At 70.9% G+C, this 19,485-nt stretch carries 17 protein-coding genes and 1 pseudogene; 8 read left to right on the forward strand and 10 right to left on the reverse strand.

The window, feature by feature from the left end; translation table 11 throughout:
* The 6 genes from kdpC to P3T29_RS05205 all read right to left on the reverse strand — a co-directional run bounded on the left by kdpC (position 1) and on the right by P3T29_RS05205 (position 8,277).
* Positions 1 to 639, reverse strand: a complete 639-nt coding sequence (kdpC, locus tag P3T29_RS05180; RefSeq protein WP_280715065.1) for a K(+)-transporting ATPase subunit C — start codon at positions 637 to 639, stop codon at positions 1 to 3.
* Positions 640 to 658: 19 nt separating this feature from the next.
* Complete coding sequence (gene kdpB / locus P3T29_RS05185) at positions 659 to 2,821, reverse strand: potassium-transporting ATPase subunit KdpB (RefSeq protein ID WP_280715066.1); 2,163 nt, start codon at positions 2,819 to 2,821, stop codon at positions 659 to 661.
* Positions 2,821 to 4,482, reverse strand: a complete 1,662-nt coding sequence (gene kdpA / locus P3T29_RS05190) for a potassium-transporting ATPase subunit KdpA (protein ID WP_280715067.1) — start codon at positions 4,480 to 4,482, stop codon at positions 2,821 to 2,823. The genes kdpB and kdpA overlap by 1 nt, the downstream gene beginning before the upstream one ends.
* 1 nt (position 4,483) lies before the next feature.
* Complete coding sequence (gene kdpF / locus P3T29_RS05195; protein WP_097237446.1) at positions 4,484 to 4,573, reverse strand: K(+)-transporting ATPase subunit F; 90 nt, start codon at positions 4,571 to 4,573, stop codon at positions 4,484 to 4,486.
* Positions 4,574 to 4,965: 392 nt separating this feature from the next.
* Positions 4,966 to 6,951 (reverse strand): APC family permease, encoded by a 1,986-nt coding sequence (locus P3T29_RS05200; RefSeq protein WP_280715090.1) that lies wholly within the window; start codon positions 6,949 to 6,951, stop codon positions 4,966 to 4,968.
* A gap of 510 nt (positions 6,952 to 7,461) precedes the next feature.
* Positions 7,462 to 8,277, reverse strand: coding sequence for an SDR family NAD(P)-dependent oxidoreductase (locus P3T29_RS05205; RefSeq protein WP_280715068.1), 816 nt, complete (start codon positions 8,275 to 8,277; stop codon positions 7,462 to 7,464).
* Positions 8,278 to 8,798: 521 nt separating this feature from the next.
* Between P3T29_RS05205 and P3T29_RS05210 the strand changes: the two genes are divergently transcribed.
* From P3T29_RS05210 to P3T29_RS05245, 8 genes and pseudogenes are all read left to right on the forward strand, one after another.
* Positions 8,799 to 9,149, forward strand: a complete 351-nt coding sequence (locus P3T29_RS05210) for an SAV_915 family protein (protein ID WP_280715069.1) — start codon at positions 8,799 to 8,801, stop codon at positions 9,147 to 9,149.
* A complete protein-coding gene (locus P3T29_RS05215; protein WP_280715070.1) occupies positions 9,146 to 9,559 on the forward strand; it encodes a hypothetical protein in 414 nt (137 codons plus the stop codon). Before P3T29_RS05210 ends, P3T29_RS05215 begins: the two co-directional genes overlap by 4 nt.
* A 182-nt stretch (positions 9,560 to 9,741) precedes the next feature.
* The gene (locus tag P3T29_RS05220) at positions 9,742 to 10,410 is read left to right on the forward strand and encodes a TNT domain-containing protein (RefSeq protein ID WP_280715071.1); all 669 of its coding nucleotides are present in this window, start codon (positions 9,742 to 9,744) and stop codon (positions 10,408 to 10,410) included.
* A 138-nt stretch (positions 10,411 to 10,548) separates the two neighbouring features.
* Entirely contained in the window at positions 10,549 to 11,448 is a 900-nt protein-coding gene (locus P3T29_RS05225) for a phosphatidylinositol-specific phospholipase C (RefSeq protein ID WP_280715072.1), read from the forward strand.
* 149 nt (positions 11,449 to 11,597) lie between these two features.
* The gene (locus tag P3T29_RS05230) at positions 11,598 to 12,767 is read left to right on the forward strand and encodes an alpha-hydroxy-acid oxidizing protein (RefSeq protein WP_280715073.1); all 1,170 of its coding nucleotides are present in this window, start codon (positions 11,598 to 11,600) and stop codon (positions 12,765 to 12,767) included.
* Positions 12,768 to 12,799: 32 nt separating this feature from the next.
* Positions 12,800 to 13,132: pseudogene (locus P3T29_RS05235) on the forward strand (heavy metal translocating P-type ATPase); the annotation flags it as partial.
* Between the two features lie 39 nt (positions 13,133 to 13,171).
* Positions 13,172 to 13,531: a metalloregulator ArsR/SmtB family transcription factor gene (locus P3T29_RS05240; protein ID WP_280715074.1), complete on the forward strand. Its 360-nt coding sequence runs from the start codon at positions 13,172 to 13,174 to the stop codon at positions 13,529 to 13,531.
* Between the two features lie 103 nt (positions 13,532 to 13,634).
* Positions 13,635 to 14,996 (forward strand): MFS transporter, encoded by a 1,362-nt coding sequence (locus P3T29_RS05245; RefSeq protein ID WP_280715075.1) that lies wholly within the window; start codon positions 13,635 to 13,637, stop codon positions 14,994 to 14,996.
* Between the two features lie 84 nt (positions 14,997 to 15,080).
* On the opposite strand, the gene P3T29_RS05250 is transcribed toward P3T29_RS05245, so the two are convergent.
* The 4 genes from P3T29_RS05250 to P3T29_RS05265 are packed head-to-tail and all read right to left on the reverse strand — an operon-like array spanning position 15,081 to position 19,153.
* On the reverse strand, positions 15,081 to 16,319 hold the full coding sequence (locus tag P3T29_RS05250) for an MFS transporter (RefSeq protein WP_280715076.1): 1,239 nt from the start codon (positions 16,317 to 16,319) through the stop codon (positions 15,081 to 15,083).
* Between the two features lie 34 nt (positions 16,320 to 16,353).
* Positions 16,354 to 16,977 carry a TauD/TfdA family dioxygenase gene (locus tag P3T29_RS05255; protein ID WP_280715077.1) on the reverse strand — a complete coding sequence of 208 codons (624 nt, stop codon included), beginning with the start codon at positions 16,975 to 16,977 and terminating at the stop codon, positions 16,354 to 16,356.
* Entirely contained in the window at positions 16,974 to 18,083 is a 1,110-nt protein-coding gene (locus P3T29_RS05260; RefSeq protein WP_280715078.1) for a nitroreductase family protein, read from the reverse strand. The genes P3T29_RS05255 and P3T29_RS05260 overlap by 4 nt, the downstream gene beginning before the upstream one ends.
* Complete coding sequence (locus P3T29_RS05265; protein ID WP_280715079.1) at positions 18,080 to 19,153, reverse strand: SagB/ThcOx family dehydrogenase; 1,074 nt, start codon at positions 19,151 to 19,153, stop codon at positions 18,080 to 18,082. Before P3T29_RS05265 ends, P3T29_RS05260 begins: the two co-directional genes overlap by 4 nt.
* Positions 19,154 to 19,485: the final 332 nt, after the last annotated feature.

Raw genomic sequence — 19,485 nt, forward strand, 5'->3', positions numbered from 1 at the left:
TCACTTCGTTTCGCTGAGAGCCTTGTTGAGGAGCAGAACGTTGACGCCGGGGTCGCCGAGGAAACCGGCCGAACGGCCCTCGGTGTACTTGTCGACCAGCTTGGTCACGGTGTCCACGGACAGGCCGCGGGTCTTGGCGACCCGGTTGACCTGCTCCTTGGCGTACGCGACCGAGATCTCCGGGTCGAGGCCCGAGCCCGAGCCGAGCAGCGCGTCGGCCGGGACGCTCGCCGGGTCGACCCCGTCGAAGGCGGCATCGGCGGCGCGGTTGTCGTTGACCTGCTTGAGCAGCACGTCGCTGTTCGGACCGAGGTTCGAGGCGCTGGAGCTCTTCGGGTCGTACCCCGTACCGGCGGCGGACGGACGCGGCTGGAACCACTTGGGGTCCGGCTGCGCCTGCTCCTTCGGGTCGTTGGGGTTCTTCTTCGGCAGGTTGAAGTTCTGGCCGAGCAGGCTCGACCCGATCTCCTTGCCGTCGGCGGACTTGACGATGGACCCGTTCGCCTTGTCACTGAAGGCGACCTGGCTGACGCCGGTGACCAGCAGCGGGTAGGCGATACCGAGGACCACGGTCATCACCAGCAGCATCCGCAGGGCGGTGAAGTGGGTGCGGACGGAGGTGGGCAGGGGCTTGGGCATGATGGGCTTCCTCCGTTTTCTAGCGCAGGCCGGGGATGAACTGGACGATCAGGTCGATCGCCTTGATCCCGATGAAGGGCACGATCAGACCGCCGACGCCGTACACCAGGATGTTCCGGCGGAGCAGCGAACTTGCGTCGGACGGGCGGTACTTGACCCCGCGCAGCGCGAGCGGGATGAGGCCGATGATGACCAGGGCGTTGAAGATGATCGCCGAGGTGATCGCCGACTTCGGGCTGTGCAGAGCCATGATGTTGAGGTGGCTCAGGCCCGGGTAGACGCTGACGAACATCGCCGGGATGATCGCGAAGTACTTCGCGACGTCGTTGGCGATCGAGAAGGTGGTCAGCGCGCCACGGGTGATCAGGAGCTGCTTGCCGATCTCGACGATCTCGATCAGCTTGGTGGGGTTGGAGTCCAGGTCCACCATGTTGCCGGCCTCCTTGGCCGCCATGGTGCCCGTGTTCATCGCCACGCCCACGTCCGCCTGGGCAAGAGCCGGAGCGTCGTTGGTGCCGTCACCGGTCATCGCGACCAGCTTGCCACCCTCCTGCTCCTTCTTGATCAGGGCCATCTTGTCCTCGGGGGTGGCCTCGGCGAGGAAGTCGTCGACGCCGGCCTCCTCCGCGATCGCCTTGGCCGTCAGCGGGTTGTCACCCGTGATCATGATGGTCTTGATGCCCATCCGGCGGAGCTCGTCGAACCGCTCCTTCATGCCCTCCTTGACGACATCCTTGAGGTAGATGACGCCGAGGGCGCGCGCGGCCGCGTCGCCGATCTTGGAGGCGACCAGCAGCGGGGTGCCACCGGCGGCCGAGATGCCGTCGACCAGGTCGGCGACGTCCTTGCCGACCGTGCCGCCGTTCTCGGTGACCCAGTTGGTGACCGAACCGGCCGCACCCTTACGGACGGAGTGGATGCCGCCCGCCCGTCGCCCGCCGCCATCCTCGCTCGAGGCGCTGCGCGCCACACCTTCTGATTCGTCGAGGTCGACACCGGACATCCGGGTCTGGGCGGTGAACGGGACCCAGGTGGCGTGCGTCAGCTCGCCCTGGGCACGGGCCCGCAGGCCGTACTCGGTCTTGGCCAGGACCACGATCGAGCGGCCCTCGGGGGTTTCGTCCGCGAGGGAGGAGAGCTGGGCCGCGTTGGCCAGCTCGTCGGTGCCGATCCCGGCGGCCGGGAGGAACTCGGCGGCCTGGCGGTTGCCGAGCGTGATGGTGCCGGTCTTGTCGAGCAGCAGGGTGTTGACGTCGCCGGCGGCCTCGACGGCGCGGCCCGACATGGCCAGCACGTTGCGCTGCACCAGGCGGTCCATACCGGCGATGCCGATCGCGGAGAGCAGCGCGCCGATGGTGGTCGGGATGAGCGCGACGACCAGGGCGACCAGGACGATCAGCGTCTGCGGCGCACCGGCGAAACCGGCCATCGGCTGCAGGGCGGAGACCGTGATCAGGAAGACGATGGTCAGCGAGGCCAGCAGGATGTTGAGTGCGATCTCGTTCGGCGTCTTCTGCCGGGCCGCGCCCTCGACCAGTGCGATCATCCGGTCGATGAACGACTTGCCGGGCTCGGAGGCGATCTTCACGACGATCCGGTCGGACAGCACCTTGGTGCCGCCGGTGACCGCGCTGCGGTCACCGCCCGACTCGCGGATGACCGGAGCGGACTCACCGGTGATCGCCGACTCGTCGACCGAGGCGACACCCTCGACGACGTCACCGTCGCCGGGGATGATCTCGCCGGCCTCGACCACCACGTGGTCACCGAGCTGCAGCGCCGTACCGGCGACCTCCTCCTCGGCCTGCGAAGCGGGCCAGTTGAGCAGGCGGCGGGCCATCGTGTCGGTCTTGGTGCGGCGCAGCGTCTCGGCCTGCGCCTTGCCACGGCCCTCGGCGACGGCCTCGGCCAGGTTGGCGAAGACGGTCGTCAGCCAGAGCCAGATGGTGATCGCCCAGGCGAAGACGCTCGGGGTGGCGATGGCGGAGACGGTGGTGACCACCGAGCCGACCTCGACCACGAACATGACCGGGTTCTTGACCATGACGCGCGGGTCGAGCTTCTTCACCGCGTCGGGCAGGGCCGCGAGCAGCGTCTTCGGGTCGAGCAGACCGCTGGAGACTCTGTGGGCCGGAGCGGCCTCGGTCTCTTCGACCGGGGCGGGAGCAAGGGTGGACGACATCAGTGGAGACCTTCCGCGATCGGCCCGAGAGCCAGGGCCGGGAAGTAGGTGAGGCCGACGACGATCAGGACGACGCCCGACAGCAGGCCCACGAACAGCGGCTTGTGGGTGGGCAGAGTGCCCTGGGTGGCGGGTACGGGCTGCTGCTGGGCGAGCGAGCCGGCCAGTGCCAGCACGAAGACCATCGGCAGGAACCGGCCGAAGACCATCGCCAGACCCAGTGCGGTGTCCCACCAGGGGGTGTTGACCGTCAGGCCACCGAACGCCGACCCGTTGTTGTTGGCGGCGGAGGTGAAGGCGTAGAGCACCTCGGAGAACCCGTGGGCGCCACTGGCCTGCATGTTCGCCCGCTCACCCGGCAGCGCCATGGCGACGCCGGTGCCGATCAGCACGATCGCCGGGGTGGTGAGGATGTAGAGGGAGGCGAACTTCATCTCCCGGCCGCCGAGCTTCTTGCCCAGGTACTCCGGCGTGCGTCCGACCATCAGACCGGCCACGAAGACCGCCACGATGGCGAGGATCAGCATGCCGTAGAGGCCGGACCCGGTACCACCGGGGGCGATCTCGCCGAGCATCATGTCGAAGATCGCCACGCCGCCACCACCGGGGGTGAGCGAGTCGTGCGCCGCGTTGACCGCACCGGTCGAGGTCAGCGTGGTGGACGAGGCGAAGAGGCTGGACGCCGCGATACCGAAGCGGACCTCCTTGCCCTCCATCGCGGAACCCGCCGCCTGGAGCGCCACACCGCCGTGCGCCGACTCGAAGAAGGTCATCAGCGCGGCCGAGGCCACCCAGAAGAGACCCATCACCGAGACGATCGCGTAGCCCTGGCGGTTGTCGCCGACCATCTTGCCGAAGGTGCGCGGCAGCGAGAACGAGATCACCAGCAGCAGGAAGATCTCCAGCCAGTTGGTGAAGCCCGTCGGGTTCTCGAACGGGTGCGCCGAGTTGGCGTTGAAGAAGCCACCACCGTTGGTGCCCAGCTCCTTGATGACCTCCTGCGAGGCCACCGGACCGCCCGGGATCGACTGCGTGTCGCCGCCCAGGGTGGCGATGTCGTGGAAGCCGTGGAAGTTCTGGATCATGCCGTTGGCGACCATGACCAGCGCGAACACGATCGACAGCGGCAGCAGCAGGCGCAGCACGATCCGGGTCATGTCGACCCAGAAGTTGCCGACCCGGTCCGTCTTGCTGCGGGTGAAGCCCCGGATCAGGGTGGCGACGATCGCGATGCCGACGGCGGCGGAGACGAAGTTCTGCACCGCCAGGCCGGCCATCTGGACCACGTGGCCCATGGTCGACTCACCGGCGTAGGACTGCCAGTTGGTGTTGGTGACGAAGGAGATCGCCGTGTTCCAGGCGGTGTGCGGCTCGACCCCCTTGTTGCCCAGGCTCAGCGGCAGCTGGTTCTGCAGGCGCTGAAGTGCGTAGAGGAAGAGCACCGAGACGGCCGAGAAGGCCAGGACCGAGCGGAGGTAGATCGGCCACCGCTGATCGGCGTCACCGTCCACTCCGATGACCTTGTAGAGGCCACGCTCGACTCTGAGGTGTTTGGCGGTCGTGAGGAGCTTGGCGATGTAGTCGCCAAGGGGGCGGTAGCAGAGAGCCAGCGCGCCCACCAGGGCGAGGGCCTGCAACCAGCCGGCGAGAGTGGAGCTCATGTCAGAACTTCTCCGGGTAGATCAACGCCACGACGAGGTAGCCGACGAGCGCGACGGCGACAATCAGACCTGCGATGTTCTCTGCGCTCACAGCTTCTCGACCCCCTTCGCGATCAGACCGATGACGGCGAACACGGCGACCGTGACACCGACGAAGACGAGATCGAGCATGGGCTCCACCCAAAGTGGTTTCAGGACCAAGCCGTGAACGGCCCGAATCCGGCCCGCACGACGCCGGAGGGAGACCGGCCGGATCAGAACATCAGGCCGGAGCGGCGTAAAGAACTCTCCTGACGTGCTCCATACGGGTGACTGCGCGACCTTGACGCCGCCTTGACACCTGCTTCACACATTCGAGACCTGACAGTCCCCGCAGCGTTGTCGCGGTCCTGGGTTCAGGCGTTGTCGGGTCGGGATTCAGCCGTTGCCAGGTCCGGATTCAGGCGTTGTCGCATCGGGATTCAGCCGTTGCCAGGTCCGGATTCAGGCGTTGTCGGAATCCTTGGGACTCCCCGAGCGGACGGGTTCGCCACGGCGCACCGAGCCCGGCGCCCGCCGTGCGGGGTGGTCGGCGCGGGGGGCCGACGAGAGCTGCCAGGGCACGCTGATCACCATCACGCCGGGGGTGAAGAGCAGCCGGCTCTTCAGCCAGAGGGCCGACTGGTTGTGCAGGAGGTGTTCCCACCAGTGGCCGACCACGTACTCCGGGATGAACACGGCGATGATGTCGCGCGGGGTGCTGCGCTTGACGGTGCGGACGTAGGCCACGACAGGTTTGGTGATCTCCCGGTACGGGGAGTCGAGCACCTTCAGCGGCACCTGGATGTCGAACTCGGTCCACTGCGTCCGAAGCTCGTCGGTGGCGTCCTTCTCCACCGCGACGCTGAGCGCCTCCAGCGTGTCGGGCCGGAAGGCCTGGGCGTAGCCGAGGGCCCGCAGGGTGGGCTTGTGGATCTTCGAGACCAGCACGATGCCGTGCACCTTCGCGGGCCGCACCGCCTCCGCGTGCGGGTCGTCGACGCTCAGCTCCTCCGCAACCGCGTCGTAGTGCCGCCGGATGCCGCGCATCATCCCGAACAGCACCAGGGCAGCGACCACCGCCAGCCAGGCGCCCTGGGTGAACTTGGTGATCATCACGATCACCAGCACCAGCGCGGTCACGCAGGCCCCGAAGCCGTTGATCACCCGCGAGCGCTTGGCGGCGTTCCGGGCCGAGGGGTCGGTCTCGGTCTCCAGCAGTTCGTTCCAGTGCCGGACCATGCCGATCTGGGACAGCGTGAACGAGGTGAACACGCCCAGGATGTAGAGGTGGATCAGGTTGTTGACACTCGCCTTGTACGCCCAGAGCAGCAGGATGTTCACCACGGCCAGCGCGATGATGCCGTTGGAGAACGCCAGGCGGTCACCCCGGGTGTGCATCTGCCGGGGCAGGTAGCGGTGCTGGGCCAGGATCGAGGCCAGCAGCGGGAAGCCGTTGAAGGCGGTGTTGGCGGCCAGTACCAGGACCAGCGCGGTGACCGCCTGGATGAAGTAGAAGAGGAAGCTGTGGTCCCCGCCGAAGATCGAGGCCGCCAGCTGGGCGATCACGGTCGGCTGCGAGGCGGTGTGGCAGTCGCCCGGATAACCCAGCAACTGGCAGGTGTCGTCGGTCTTGTGCACCTTGGAGATCAGGGCCAGCGCGGTGATGCCGACGAACATCACCACGGCGGTGATGCCCATCGCGGCCATCGTGGTGGCGGCGTTCTTCGACTTCGGCGGCCGGAACGCGGGCACGCCGTTGGAGATCGCCTCGACCCCGGTCAGCGCCGTACAGCCGGAGGCGAACGACCTCAGCGCCAGCATCAGCAGCCCGAGACCGGCCAGCGTGTTCTTGTGATCGATCGGGATGATGGCGTACGCGGCGCTGGACGCCACGGGGGCGTGCCCGAAGATCGTCTTGATGGACCCGGTGATGACCATCAGCATGATGCCGCCGATGAACAGGTACGTCGGCGCCGCGAAGGCCCGCCCGGACTCCCGTACGCCGCGCAGGTTCACCGCCGCGAGCAGCGCCACGAAGCCGACCGCCATCGGGACCCGGGCGCTGTTGATGCTCGGGAACGCCGAGATGATGTTGTCCACCCCGGAGGCGACGGAGACCGCGACGGTCATCACGTAGTCGACCAGCAGAGCGGCCGCCACCACCAGGCCCGGCCGGTCGCCGAGGTTGCTGGTCACCACCTCGTACGAGCCGCCGCCGTCCGGGTAGGCGTGCACGACCTGACGGTACGACATCACCACGACCGCCATCAGCGCGACGACCCCGCCCGCGATCCACGGGGTCAGGTAGAGGAACGCGGTGCCGCCGACGGTGAGTACGAGCAGGATCTCCTCGGTGGCGTAGGCCACGGAGGAGAGCGGGTCGGAAGCGAAGATCGGCAGGGCGATGCGCTTGGGCAGCAGCGTCTCGCCCAGCTCTTCGCTGCGCATGGCCTGACCGATCACTAGGCGCTTGAGCGCCTGGGGCACGTTGAACACGTCCGCGAGCGTAAGCCGCCGGACCACCCGGACCGTGGGACCCCGCCGGGGCGTGGCGCGCGGCGGCCGCCCGCCGCGCGGGTAGGCCCTGGGCAGGCCCTCGGCAGGCAGGGCACGGGCTCCGGGGCCGGGGATGGGCCGTCCGGCGGCGTCCGATCATCCGATCGAGGGTCCGTCAGGACGTACGGAATATGCAGATCAGATCATCCATGTGGAGCAACACCGAAGCCCCGGACAGGGCCGTCCGGGGCTTCGGCTCACCTGGTGCCGGTGGCACACGGCACCAGGTGGGTCATGGGGTCACGTGCAGGCCCCACTAGCAGGCGGCTACTTGCCGGCCCCTACTAGCTGGGCTTGCACCCGTGGTTCGCCTTCTTCTTGCGGCGGGCCTTCTTCTTGCGAGCGCGCTTGGACATCGGTGGTTCCGTTCTTCCCGGTCGGGGTGTCAGATCTGACGAAGTGTCAGGCCTGGGTGACCAGCTGGTCGGCGAGCTTGGAGAGGCGGCGCAGCGAGCGCTCCTCGTGCACCACCTGGGCGGACTCGGCGATGTCGCCGCCGTCGTAGTACTCGCCGTTGGTGAGCCGGAAGTCCGGCAGGCAGAGCTTCACGACCGCCGCCGCACCGACGGCGGCCGGCGCGCCGACCCGGCCGTAGAGCGGCAGCAGCGCGGTGTCGCACAGGCCCGGGTTGACGCTGACCGAGACGATGTGGCTGTCGGCCGGCGCCATGTCGCGGGCGGCCATCGTCAGGGCGAGCTGGGACTGCGCGTACGCGGCCACCCGGGAGTACTTCTTGACACGGTGCGGGTCGTTCCAGTTCATCGCCGCCGTGCGGTGCAGCCCGGACGAGACGTTGACGATCCTGGCGTCGCCCGCCGCCGACAGCGGTGCCCGCAGCTGCTTGGCCAGCAGGTGCGCGGCCAGGAAGTTCACCTGGAGCGAGACCTCGTTGCCGTCCTCGGAGAGGGTGCAGCGTTCCGGCGCCATGATCGCGGCGTTGTTGACCAGCAGGTCGAGCGTGGGGAAGGCCGCCGCCACGCCCGCCGCGAGCACCGAGACCTCGGCGAAGCGGGTGAAGTCGGCGGCGAACATCTGCAGTCGGCCACGGTCGGCGCCTGCGGCGACGAGCCGCTCGACGGCGTCCTCGCCCTCGTGGGTGGTGCGGGCGTGCACGACGACGGTGGCGCCGTGCTCCGCGAGCAGGCGGGCGGTCTCCCAGCCGATGCCGGAGGAGGCTCCGGTGACGAGGGCGGTACGGGAGGAGAGGACTGCGGACATGACCCATCCAAGGGTGAAGAAGGCACCCCGGGGTGCCGGAGCGCGGACTGTGCGCGCACCGGGTGCCGGAAGTGCGGGAAGGTGTGCCTGATGACGAACGGCGCGGGCGGGCCGGTTTCGGGCCCGCCCGCTACTCGGCCGGGATCAACTGCGGGGAGGCAGAGCTACCGGACGGGGAGGGCGACCGCGACAGCAGCCGACACCAGCGCCCGCGGATGCGGCGGGCGGTCGTGGTGGCGTGTCGAGCGGTTCATGCCGCCATTCAAGTCCGCCCGGAACGCCCGGACAAGCAACACGCCGTCGCTCTGACGAATCCTTGACAGGCCGGGCACGGTGGGACGGTGGGCCCCCGAACCAACCCGGCTGCCGTCCGCCGTCAAGACACCGTCAGCTGCGCGAGGTCACCGGTCAACGAAGCATCAGTACGCTCAACGGGACCCGCCCCACGGCGTATTGTCAGCTGTCCAAGCGGGTCAGCGCCGACCCGTCGACGTTCTCCACCAGCCTCCGGAGCAACAGCTGTGACCTGCACAGACCCCGCACCTACGGAGCCCGAAGAACAGTCCCCCGTCCTGTACGTACCGGTCCGGGACACCGGCGCCGCCTACGCCCTGCGGCTGTTCCGCCAACGCGACGGCAGCCGCTGCGCTGTCGGATTCACCTCCACCACCGCACTGACCCTGCTGCTCGGTCCCGCCCAGCGGTCCGTGGTCCTCGCCGAAGCCGCGCTTCGCGCCCTCGCCGAGCCGCTCGGCGCCACCGCCCTGGTGGTGGACCCGCAGCTGGTCGCACCACCGGTCATGCCACCCGCCAGGATCCCGGCCGCCGGCGGGCTCGCCACCCGGCTCCCCGTCGTGCAGCACCAGTCGTGACGGGCCCTCGGATCCCGGACCTGGCCGAGACACAGGTCACCACCCCGTGCGGTCTCGGACGGCCGCTGCGGGCCGTGGCCCGGGTCCGCTACGGGCCGGTGCCGCTGGACTTCGAGTGGCTCGCGGAGCGGATTCCCGCCGTCGAGTCGGGCCTGGCCCTGGCCGGCGACGCCGACCTGGAGCTGCACCTCGCCTGCGTCGACCAACGGGAACTCCGTACCGTCGTCAACGAACTCCGGCGGTCCGGCGCGGCCCGGGTGCAGGTGGAGCTGGTCCTGCGGCGGCTGATCCCCAGGCGGCGCCCGGAGACACCCGCACCAGCTCTCGCGCGGACTCCCGCGCAGGCGGACCGGTCGCCGGTCCGCACCGAACCGGCGGCCCTCCACGGTCACCCGTACGAGCGCTCCTGACGGACACTCACCCGGGCGTCGGCCATCAGGGTGACGTGACGTCACATCCCGTTGGATCACCGGAAGTAGTTGACACGGCAGCGGCAAGACCGATTGGATGATCGCTATCTGTGTCCATTCGGTCACTCTCGCCACGGTTTCGAGGGGGCCTGCGTCAACGGCTCCGGCCGGAGGGAGACTTGATGGGGATTCGACGGGCTTTGGCGGCGCTCGGTGCGGCGGCCCTGCTCACGGGGACGATGGCGGCCGGCGCGACACCCGCGTCGGCCGCGCCCGCCTCGGTCAGGCCGGCGTCGAGCACTCCGCTGGACGAGTGCTCGGCGGCGGCCTTCGAGGGCGACCCCCGCCTCGGGCCGGAGCAGCTCCCGGTCTTCGGCCGGGTCGGCCTGGAGCTGTGGGGCTACCAGCGCACCGGAGGTCTGCCGGAACAGAGCTTCCTGGCCACGTACTACGACTCGGCCGCCGGATCCTGGAAGTACCCGCCCTCGAACGGCTATGTGCTTAAGGCCGACGGGCAGCCGGAGGAGTTCCAGCAGACCCTGCGGCCCGGCGAGCGGATCGACCGGTTCGGCAGCGAGTACGGCTCGTTCCTGGCGCCTGAGGGGCTGCCCTACGCGATGCGGTCCATCCCGCCGCAGAGCCTGGACAGCAACCCGGCCGCCAGCTGCAACTACCACGACTACCAGGTGCTGAAGCCCTTCACGGTGGACGCGGGACCGATCGCACCGTGGTTCGGCCAGCCAGGCTACGGGTGGCAGTACCAGCTGGACAGCACCCTAGTCCCGGGCGGGCCGACCCGGCTCAACGTCATGTGGCTGATCGACAACGGCTACCTCTCGCGGGTCGCCTGACCCAACCCCAGGTGGCCCGCCCGGTGTTGGCCGGTCGGGCCCCTATGCCTGCCCCACCGCGCCGCCGATAATGTGCATGGCAATCAGCCATGGGCGGACGACGGGACGGACCGAGCTATGGATTTGACGAGCACTCGGATGAGCCGGCGCACACTGGGCCGGTCGGCACTGGCGCTGGGCACGGCGGCCACGGTCGGCGCGTGGCTCGGATCGGCGGCGCAGCCGGCCCGAGCAGCCGATGTGCCGGGCGGTTCCGACTGGTTGGGAGCTCTCGCCTCCGGCAGCTACCTCTCGCAGCTCACCATCCCCGGCACGCACGACACCTGCTCGCGCTACGGCGGCCCCATCACGCAGACCCAGACCCTCGCGATACCCGACCAACTCGCCGCCGGCGTACGTTTCTTCGACATCCGCTGCCGCGCGATCAACGGGGTCTTCGCGATCCACCACGGCCCGTTCTTCCAGCAGATCTTCTTCGGTGATGTGCTCAACCTGTGCCAGGCGTTCCTGGCCCAACACCCGCAGGAGACCGTCCTGATGCGGGTCAAGCAGGAGTACTCCACCGTCTCCGACGCGGACTTCCAGGCCGTCTTCGCGACCTACCAGTCGAAGTGGCCCGGCCTGTTCTGGGCCGAGGACCGGATCCCCCGACTCGGCGAGGTACGCGGCCGGGTGGTGGTCCTCGCCGACAGCTCCGGCCTGCCGGGCATCCCGTGGGGCGGCTCCCTGACCGACATCGAGGACGACTACCAGATCGGCACGATCTTCGAGATCGCCTCCCGCAAGTGGCCCGAGGTCTCCGCCCACCTGGACGCGGCCCGCGCCTCCTCGGACCCGCAGAAGCTGTTCATCACCTTCACCACCTCCTCCGGCTGGGGCCTCTGGCCCAAGCAGGCCGCCGACGCCATCGCCCCTGATCTCACCGGCTACCTCGGCGGGTTGAACCACTCCGCCCGCCCGCTGCTGGGCACGGTCCCGATGGATTTCGTCACCCCGGCAACGGTCCAGCCGCTCTACGCGCTGAACTTCGGCGGGTAGGACCCACCGACGAACTGCGCCGCGAGCCGCGCTGCCTGCCCCGGGTGGCTGAAACCCCGCCCGGGGCGTAGCGGCAGCGCCCCGGGCTCTGCCACGGTGGGGCCGGGTGCGGCGCCCGCCCCACCCGGCCGCAGCGCGAAGGGACAGGAATGACCCAGCAGTTCGGTGACTACCAGAACGAGATCTACTTCGCCGGGTTGAGCGGCGTCCTGCCGGACCTGCCGATGAGTTTCGCGGGGCTCGAGGCGCGGGCCGAGGCCGCGCTGCCGCCGGGCGTCTGGTCGTACGTGGCCGGCGGTGCGGGGGACGAACACACCCAGCGGGCCAACGTGTCCGCGTTTCTGCGGTGGGGGCTGGTCCCCCGGATGATGGTCGGGGCCAGGCAGCGTGACCTGTCGGTCGAGCTGTTCGGCCTGTCGCTGCCATCACCGCTGCTCATGGCCCCCGTGGGCGTGCTCGGGCTGTGCGCGCAGGACGGGCACGGCGACCTCGCGGCCGCGCGCGCCGCCGCCCGGACCGGGGTGCCGATGATCGCCTCGACCCTGTCGGTGGACCCGATGGAGGAGGTGGCGAAGGAGTTCGGCGCGACGCCCGGCCTCTTCCAGCTCTACTGCCCCAGCGACCGCGAGCTGGCCACGAGCCTGGTCCGCCGGGCCGAGGCCGCCGGGTTCCGGGGCATCGTGGTCACCCTGGACACCTGGGTCACCGGCTGGCGCCCACGCGACCTGAGCACCAGCAACTTCCCCCAGCTGCGCGGCCACTGCCTGGCCAACTACACCTCGGACCCGGTCTTCCGCTCCCGGCTCGCCCAGACCCCCGAGGAGAACCCGGGCGCGGCCGTCCTGCACTGGGCCGGCGTCTTCCCCAACCCGCTGACCTGGGACGACCTGCCGTGGCTGCGCTCGCTCACGGATCTCCCGTTGATCCTCAAGGGCCTCAGCCACCCCGAGGACGTCCGCCGGGCGAAGGACGGCGGGGTCGACGGCATCTACTGCTCCAACCACGGCGGCCGGCAGGCCAACGGCGGGCTGCCCGCCCTCGAAGCCCTGCCCGCCGTCGCCGAGGCCGCCGACGGACTGCCCGTGCTCTTCGACTCCGGCGTCCGCGGCGGAGCGGACGTGATCAAGGCCCTCGCCCTCGGCGCCACCGCCGTGGCCGTCGGCCGCCCGTACGTCTACGGCCTCGCGGCCGGCGGCACCGACGGGATCGTCCACGTGCTGCGCTCACTCCTCGCCGAGGCCGACCTGATCATGGCGGTGGACGGCTACCCCACCCTCGCCGACCTCAGCCGGGAGGCCCTGCGCCGGACCGGAAGCTGACGAGTCATGACCTGACGTACCGTCAACTCACCCTGTCCGCCGGGCACACCGGCATCGCGATGGGCCACGCCGGGTCGGACCTCGCGCTGGAGACGGCGGACGCGGTCGTGGTGCGCGGCGAACTCGCCACCGTCCCGGCCGCGATCAGGCTCTCCCGGGCCGCCCGGCGATTGGTCGTGCAGAACCTGGTGATCGCCTCGGTCTTCATCACCGGCCTGGCCGCCTGGGACCTGTTCAGTCACCTCCCGCTGCCGCTGGGCGTGGCGCGCCACGAGGGCTCGACCGTCATCGTCGGGCTGAACGGCCTGCGGCTGCTCCGCGAAGCGGCCTGGCACCGCGCCAGCGGGACGGCACCCTCGGCCTGATCTGCCCGGGGGACGCGGGCGGCGACCTAGGATGTGCGGATGAGCGCAAGCACCCCCGTCTCACCTGCGCATCATGCGCAGGAGCCCGACAGCAACAACGAGCGGCTGGAGGTCGCCGCCGCCACCCTCGCCCTGCTCGCGGACCGTACCCGGCTCGCCCTGCTCCAGCGGCTCGGCGAGGGCGAGGCGGACGTGACCACCCTGACCGAGGCCTGCCAGGCCGCCCGCCCCTCGGTCAGCCAGCACCTGGCCAAACTCCGCCTGGCCGGCCTGGTCACCAGCCGCAAGGACGGCCGCCGGGCCGTGTACGCGCTCCGGCACGGCCACCTCCGGCGTCTGGTGGACGAGGCACTCAACGTCGCCGACCACCAGATCCGCGCCCTGCCGCCGCACGACTGACCGATCCCGCCCCGCCGCCTCCTTCTCCTCCCGCCAAACATGTGCACAGGTACGCACTCATTGGCTACGATGGGGTGATCCACGGAAGACGGGACGGCATCGCATGCTCTCCGTACTGCGCAATCGCACCTACCGCCATCTGTTCACCGCCCAGGTCATCGCACTGGTCGGCACCGGGCTGGCGACAGTCGCGCTCAGCCTGCTGGCGTACGACCTCGCCGGGGCCAACGCCTCGGCCGTCCTCGGTACGGCGCTGGCGATCAAGATGGCCGCGTACGTCGGCATCGCACTGGTGGTCGGCGCCTTCGCGGACCGGATACCCCGGCGCGCCCTGCTGGTGGCCATGGACCTCACCCGGGCGGGTGTCGCGCTGGCCCTGCCGTTCGTGGACCGGACCTGGCAGATCTACGTCCTGATCTTCCTGCTGCAGTCCGCCTCGGCAGCCTTCACCCCGACTTTCCAGGCCACCATCCCCGAGGTGCTGCCCGCCGAACGCGACTACACCCGCGCGCTGTCGATGTCCCGGCTCGCGTACGACCTGGAGAGCCTGCTCAGCCCCGCACTGGCCGCCGGACTGCTGACGCTGATCTCCTACAACTGGCTGTTCGCCGGCACCACCGTCGGGTTCCTCGCCTCCGCCGCGCTGGTCGTGTCGGCCGTGCTGCCCAAGCCCGCGCCGGTGGAGCGCAGCGGCGGCGTCCGCGCCAGGGCCGCCTTCGGCACCCGGCTGTTCTGGGCGACGCCCAGGCTGCGGGCGCTGCTGGCGCTGGACCTCGCGGTCGCCGCAGCGGGCGCCCTGGTCTTCGTGAACACCGTCGTCCTGGTCCGCGACCACCTGCACCGGTCCGCCGGAGCCGTCTCGATCGCCCTAGGCGCGTACGGGCTGGGCTCGCTGGCCGCCGCGCTGCCGCTGCCGCGCCTGCTGGACCGGGCCCGGGACCGCAGTGTGATGCTCCCCGCCGCCTTCGCCCTGCCGGTGATCCTCGGCCTGGTCGCGGTGGTCACGGCCGGACCGCCGACCGGCTGGACCTGGCCGCTGCTGCTGGCGGCCTGGGTCGCGATCGGCGCCGCCTGCTCCGCCGTCCTGACGCCGAGCGGACGGCTGATCCGCCGCTCCACCACGACCACGGACCTGCCCGCCGCCTTCGCCGCGCAGTTCTCGCTCTCGCACGGCTGCTGGCTGCTCACCTACCCGCTGGCCGGCTGGCTCGCGGCGGGCGCCGGCCTGCCGGTCACGGCGGCGGTCCTCGGGGTGATCGCCCTGGCCGGCGCCACGGCGGCGGCCGTCAGCTGGCCCGCCCGCGACCCCGCCCGGCTCACCCACGTCCACGCCGACCTGCCCGCCGGACACCCGCACCTGGCCGACGCCCGCCGCTCCCCGGCGGGTTGGCTGCACGGGCACGAGTACGTCATCGACCCGCAGCACCGCCGCTGGCCCAAGCGCGGCCCGATGACGGTCTCCTGACGGCGCACGTCCCGTCGGCCGGGCCGGCGACGCGAGGCCCTGCTGTGCTCACGCGATTGCCTGCGCTCACCCGAGCGCTTGTGCTCACCCGATCGCCTGGACCGGGCGCCGCCGGTACGCCAGCCCTAGCGCCCCGCAGAGCGACATGGTGAGCAGGCCCGCCCCCAACAGGGCGGCGCGCGGCCCGTACCACCCCGCGCAGCTGCCGATCAGCAGCGCACCGACCAGGCCGCTGCCGTAGAACGCCGAGGTCTGGACGGAGAGCACCCGGCCGCGCACCTCGGGGTCGGCCCTCAGCTGCAGGCAGACACCGGCCGTGGTGGTGAAGAACATCGCCGCCGCGCCCGCCGGGATCATCAGCAACACGAAGGCCGGGTAGCCGGGGGCCAGGGCGGTCGCCGCGCCGGTCAGGCCGGTGGCCGTGGCGGCGGCGAGGACCGTACGGGCGCCCGGATCGGTGTGCTGACCCGCCAACAGGGCGCCGATCAGGCAGCCGACGGTCACCGCCGTGGGCAGCAGCGCGAAGCCCGTCGCCGACAGGTGGAAGACCTTGGTCGCCATCAGGGTATTGGTCACGGTGAACTGGACACCGACCGACCCCACCACCGCCGACGCGGCGACGGTGAGGGCGAGTTCGGGGCTGCGCCCGACCTCGCGCAGCCCGGGCCCGAGCCCGCTGAGCCGGGCCTTGCTCGCGGTGTGCTCGGGGGCGGGGATGGTGAGCAGCACCCCGACCACGAACAGAAAGGTGACGGCGTCCAGCGCGAAGATCCAACCGACCTGGGCCCAGCCGACGATCAGACCGGCGACCAGCGGCCCGAGGACCTGCCCGATGTTGAGCAGCGCTGTGTAGAGGCCGAGGGCGCGGGACAGCTTGGTCTCCCCCACCAGGTCGGTGAGGAAGCGCTGCCGCGCCGGGTTGTCGGCCACCGTCACCAACCCCGAGGCCAGGGTGATCAGATAGATCTCCCAGATCCGCGCCGCCCCGAGGAAGGCGAGCGCGGCCAGCGCCGCACACAGGGCGGCCTGGGCGCTCTGGGTGATCAGCAGCACCCGGCGGCGCGGGTAGCGGTCGGCGATCCAGCCGCCGTACCCGCTGAGCAGTAGCAACGGCCCGAGCTGGAAGACTGCCAACAGGCCGATCAGCGTGCCGTTCGCACCCGTCGCGCCCGCCAGCAGCCAGGCCTGGGCGACCTTGTACATCGCGTTGCCGACGCTGGAGACGAGCTGGCCCACCGCGATGTTCCGGAAGCCGCGCATCCGTAGCGGGGAGAGGAAGCCGGAGCCCTCCGACTCCGTGACGGTGGTGGGAAGCGCGGCCATGGTTGTCCTCAGGTCGGTGGGCGGGGGCGGGGCGTCAGGCGGCGGTGTCGAACCAGAGCCGGCGGATCACCCGCCGCCCGCCGAACGGGCGGCGCCGGTGCAGCACGGTCCAGTTGTCCACCAACAGGCACTCCCCCGAACCCAGTTGGCCGACGGACACCGCCTGGTCGGCCGCCGTCTCGACCGCGCGGTGGACGGCCGCCAGCCCGTCCGGGGCGCCGGTGGCGAGCATCCGGTCCCGCCGGTAGCGGATCCGCCGGCCCCGGCCGCGTGGCAGCTCCTCGAGGACCGGTGAGACCCGGGAGCCGTCGGCGGTGAGGTAGGCGGCGCGTACGGCCAGTGCCGCCGGGTCGATCGACTCGGCCGGGAGCACGTCGAGCCCGCCGCCGCTCTCGGCCTCCAGTACGGCGATGACCATCCAGCGCGGCGGCACCGGCAGGAAGGCGGCATCGGTGTGGAACCAGAAGTCGCCCTGCTCGGCGACGAGTTCGGCAGATTCGTCGCCCGGCATCCCGATGGTGACATCGCGTACCAGGTACGAGGCCCCACCGGTGAGTTCGTCGACGAGCCGCAGCATCCGCGCCTGGTCCCCGCAGTCGGCGCTGAACCTGACGGCGCGGGCGCGCGGTCCGGCCAGCAGCAGTTCGGGAGTCGTCACCTCGGGTACCCCAGCTTCAGGTAGTACATCGCGTCGACGTCGCTGCCGACCTCGTCCAGCCCCAGCAGCTCCGCCGCCCGGCTCTCGGCCACCGCCGGGGTCATCCAGCCCGCCAGGCCGAGCTGGTACCCGGCCTGGAGCAGCTCCTGCCCGAACTCCCCGATCTGGATCAGCAGGTTGAGGTAGGCCCGGGAGTGCCGGTAGAGCCACTGGTAGCGGTCCCACTGCACCACGACGAAGAGGCTCACCCCGCCGTCGCCGATCCAGTTCTGGCCCTGGATGGTGTGCGCCAGCTCCTCGTCACTCGGCGAACGGCCGGTGGCCAGCAGCGTGTTGCGGGCGAAGTCGTACTGGTAGACCCCGCGTGGCACCCCTTCGACCCCCTGGACCGCCACGTACAGGTGCAGCCAGGTGTAGAACGAGTTGAGCAGGTAGTACGGGTCGCCGGCCGCCTTCGACTCCTCGGCGAGGCGGACGTTGGCGGTGGCGTGGTGCAGCACCGCGCCCAGCGTCCGGGAACTGACCGGCGTCCGGGCGAACTTGCGGGCACTGCGGCGGGCCAGCATCGAGTCCAGGCTGTACGTGATCGGCTGCGCCGGGACAGGCAGCGGGTACTCGGCGACCGGATCGATCCGGAACCGCTCCGGGTAGCCCGCCTCCGCCTGGAACCCGGCGATCCGGCCGCGCCGGAACTCCGACAGTGCGCTCAACTTCTCGCCCTGGCCCACGGGTTCGACGTACGGCAGGTCCTGCTGGGAGTAGAGCAGGTACGCCGCGCGGGACCAGCGGTTGGACTCCCAGCGGAACATGTCCCGGGTCGCGGCGGCATCGGCATCGACCACCAGCCCGGCGGCGAGCGCCTGTTCGCACTCCGCCCCGGTGAATCCGGCGGCGTCGCTCTCCCTGGTGGTCCTCGGCTGGAGGTGGAAGTACAGCAGCTCCCAGGCCCGGGCACCCACCGACCGCAACCGCTCGCGTTCGGCGATCCCCAACGCGCACTGCCGGCCGCCGCGTTGCTCGTGCGCGAAGAAGAGCGGCGAGGTGACGAGCCTGGACGCACGGTCCGGGCCGGCGTCGGTCGTGGTGTCGGTCACGATGTCGGTCATACGAGCGTCCCGAGGAAGAGAGGGGCGAGCCGTTCGACGTTGATGCCGAGCAGCTCGGCGATCTGCCGGTCGTGGAACTTCTGGTAGGTGTAACCACCGACGCCGAGCCGCTTGATCACCGTGCGGTACGCCATCAGCGTGTGCCCGACGTCGATGAACGGCGCCCGCGCCGAACGGGCGTCCCGGTAGCGCCACATGGCCCGCTCCACCAGGGAGCAGAACACGATCAGCCCGAACGGCGCCTGCTGGAACTTGTCGAACAGGTCGAAGCTCGCCTCCCGGAACCGGGCCGAGTGGTCCCCCTCGCGCAACAGGTCCAACCGGTGGTGCTCGACGTTGTAGTGGTACGTGCCCGGCGGCAGCGGGCCACCGGGGAAGAGCGCGACGAACGCCTCGGTGGGGTGCCGGGCACCGCCGGACGGCACCGCCTTGCGCAGGAAGTCGCCCTGGACGGCGAACGGCCGCCGGGCCCGCTCCCCGAAGCAGACGTCCAGCAGCAGGGCCAGCCCCTCCTGACCACGCCGCTGCCCGGACGTCAGCCCGGCGAGCAGCGCGTCGACCGACTCACCCTCGCCGATCTTCCGGAGCGGTACGGAGTGCCCGGCGGCGAGGTCCATGGTGAGCGCGGGCGGCAGGCTGCGGGCGATGTACTCCTCCATCCGCGCGTCGTCGGCCTCGAACGCCCCCTCGCGGTCCATCTGGAGGAAGGGGTAGTCGCGGGTGGAGGCGTGGTAGCGGTACGCCTCGTCCCAGTCGAAGGACCGCCAGGCGGCGGCCTCCGGCGGCACCTCGGCGGCCGGGACCACCACCTCCTCGGCGGTCAGCACGGTCCACAGGTCGTCGGCGATCGGCCGCAGGCTCGGCTCCGCCGCCCAGCGCGCGACGATCTCCGCCCGGGTGCCGACATCCGGCAGCAGCGTGACGGCCAGCGGCACCCGGGGGTCGCGCAGTACCAGCGGCGGTCGGGCAGAGCCGGTCTCGGCCACCATGACCCGGGGCGCGCCCCCGTCCGGCGCCAACGGGTAGACCAGCAGCTCCGGGTGGGGTGCGTAGGTCTGTGTCTCTGCCACTCTTGACCTCTATCTCTCGTCGGGTAGCTGCTCGTCGGGTGGGTACTCATCGGGTGGGTACTCATCGGATGGGTACTCATCGGATGGGTACTCGTCGGGCTGGTCGCTCACCGATCGGCCGGTCGGCCGGTCGCCCACCGGTCAGGGGCAGGTCGTGGGGGCCCCCCCCCCCCCCCCCCGGGGGGGCCCCCCCCCGGGGGGGGGGGGGGGGGGCCGGGGGGGGGGGGGGGGGGGGGGGGGGCGGGTGCCTCCGGCCGGCCGGACGCCTGGGCGGCGGGGAGCGCGGGTACGGCGTCGGCGCGGACCTCCTGGAGGGTCCGCAGACCCCGGCC

This window comes from Kitasatospora sp. MAP5-34, assembly GCF_029894335.1.
Classification (GTDB): Bacteria; Actinomycetota; Actinomycetes; order Streptomycetales; family Streptomycetaceae; genus Kitasatospora.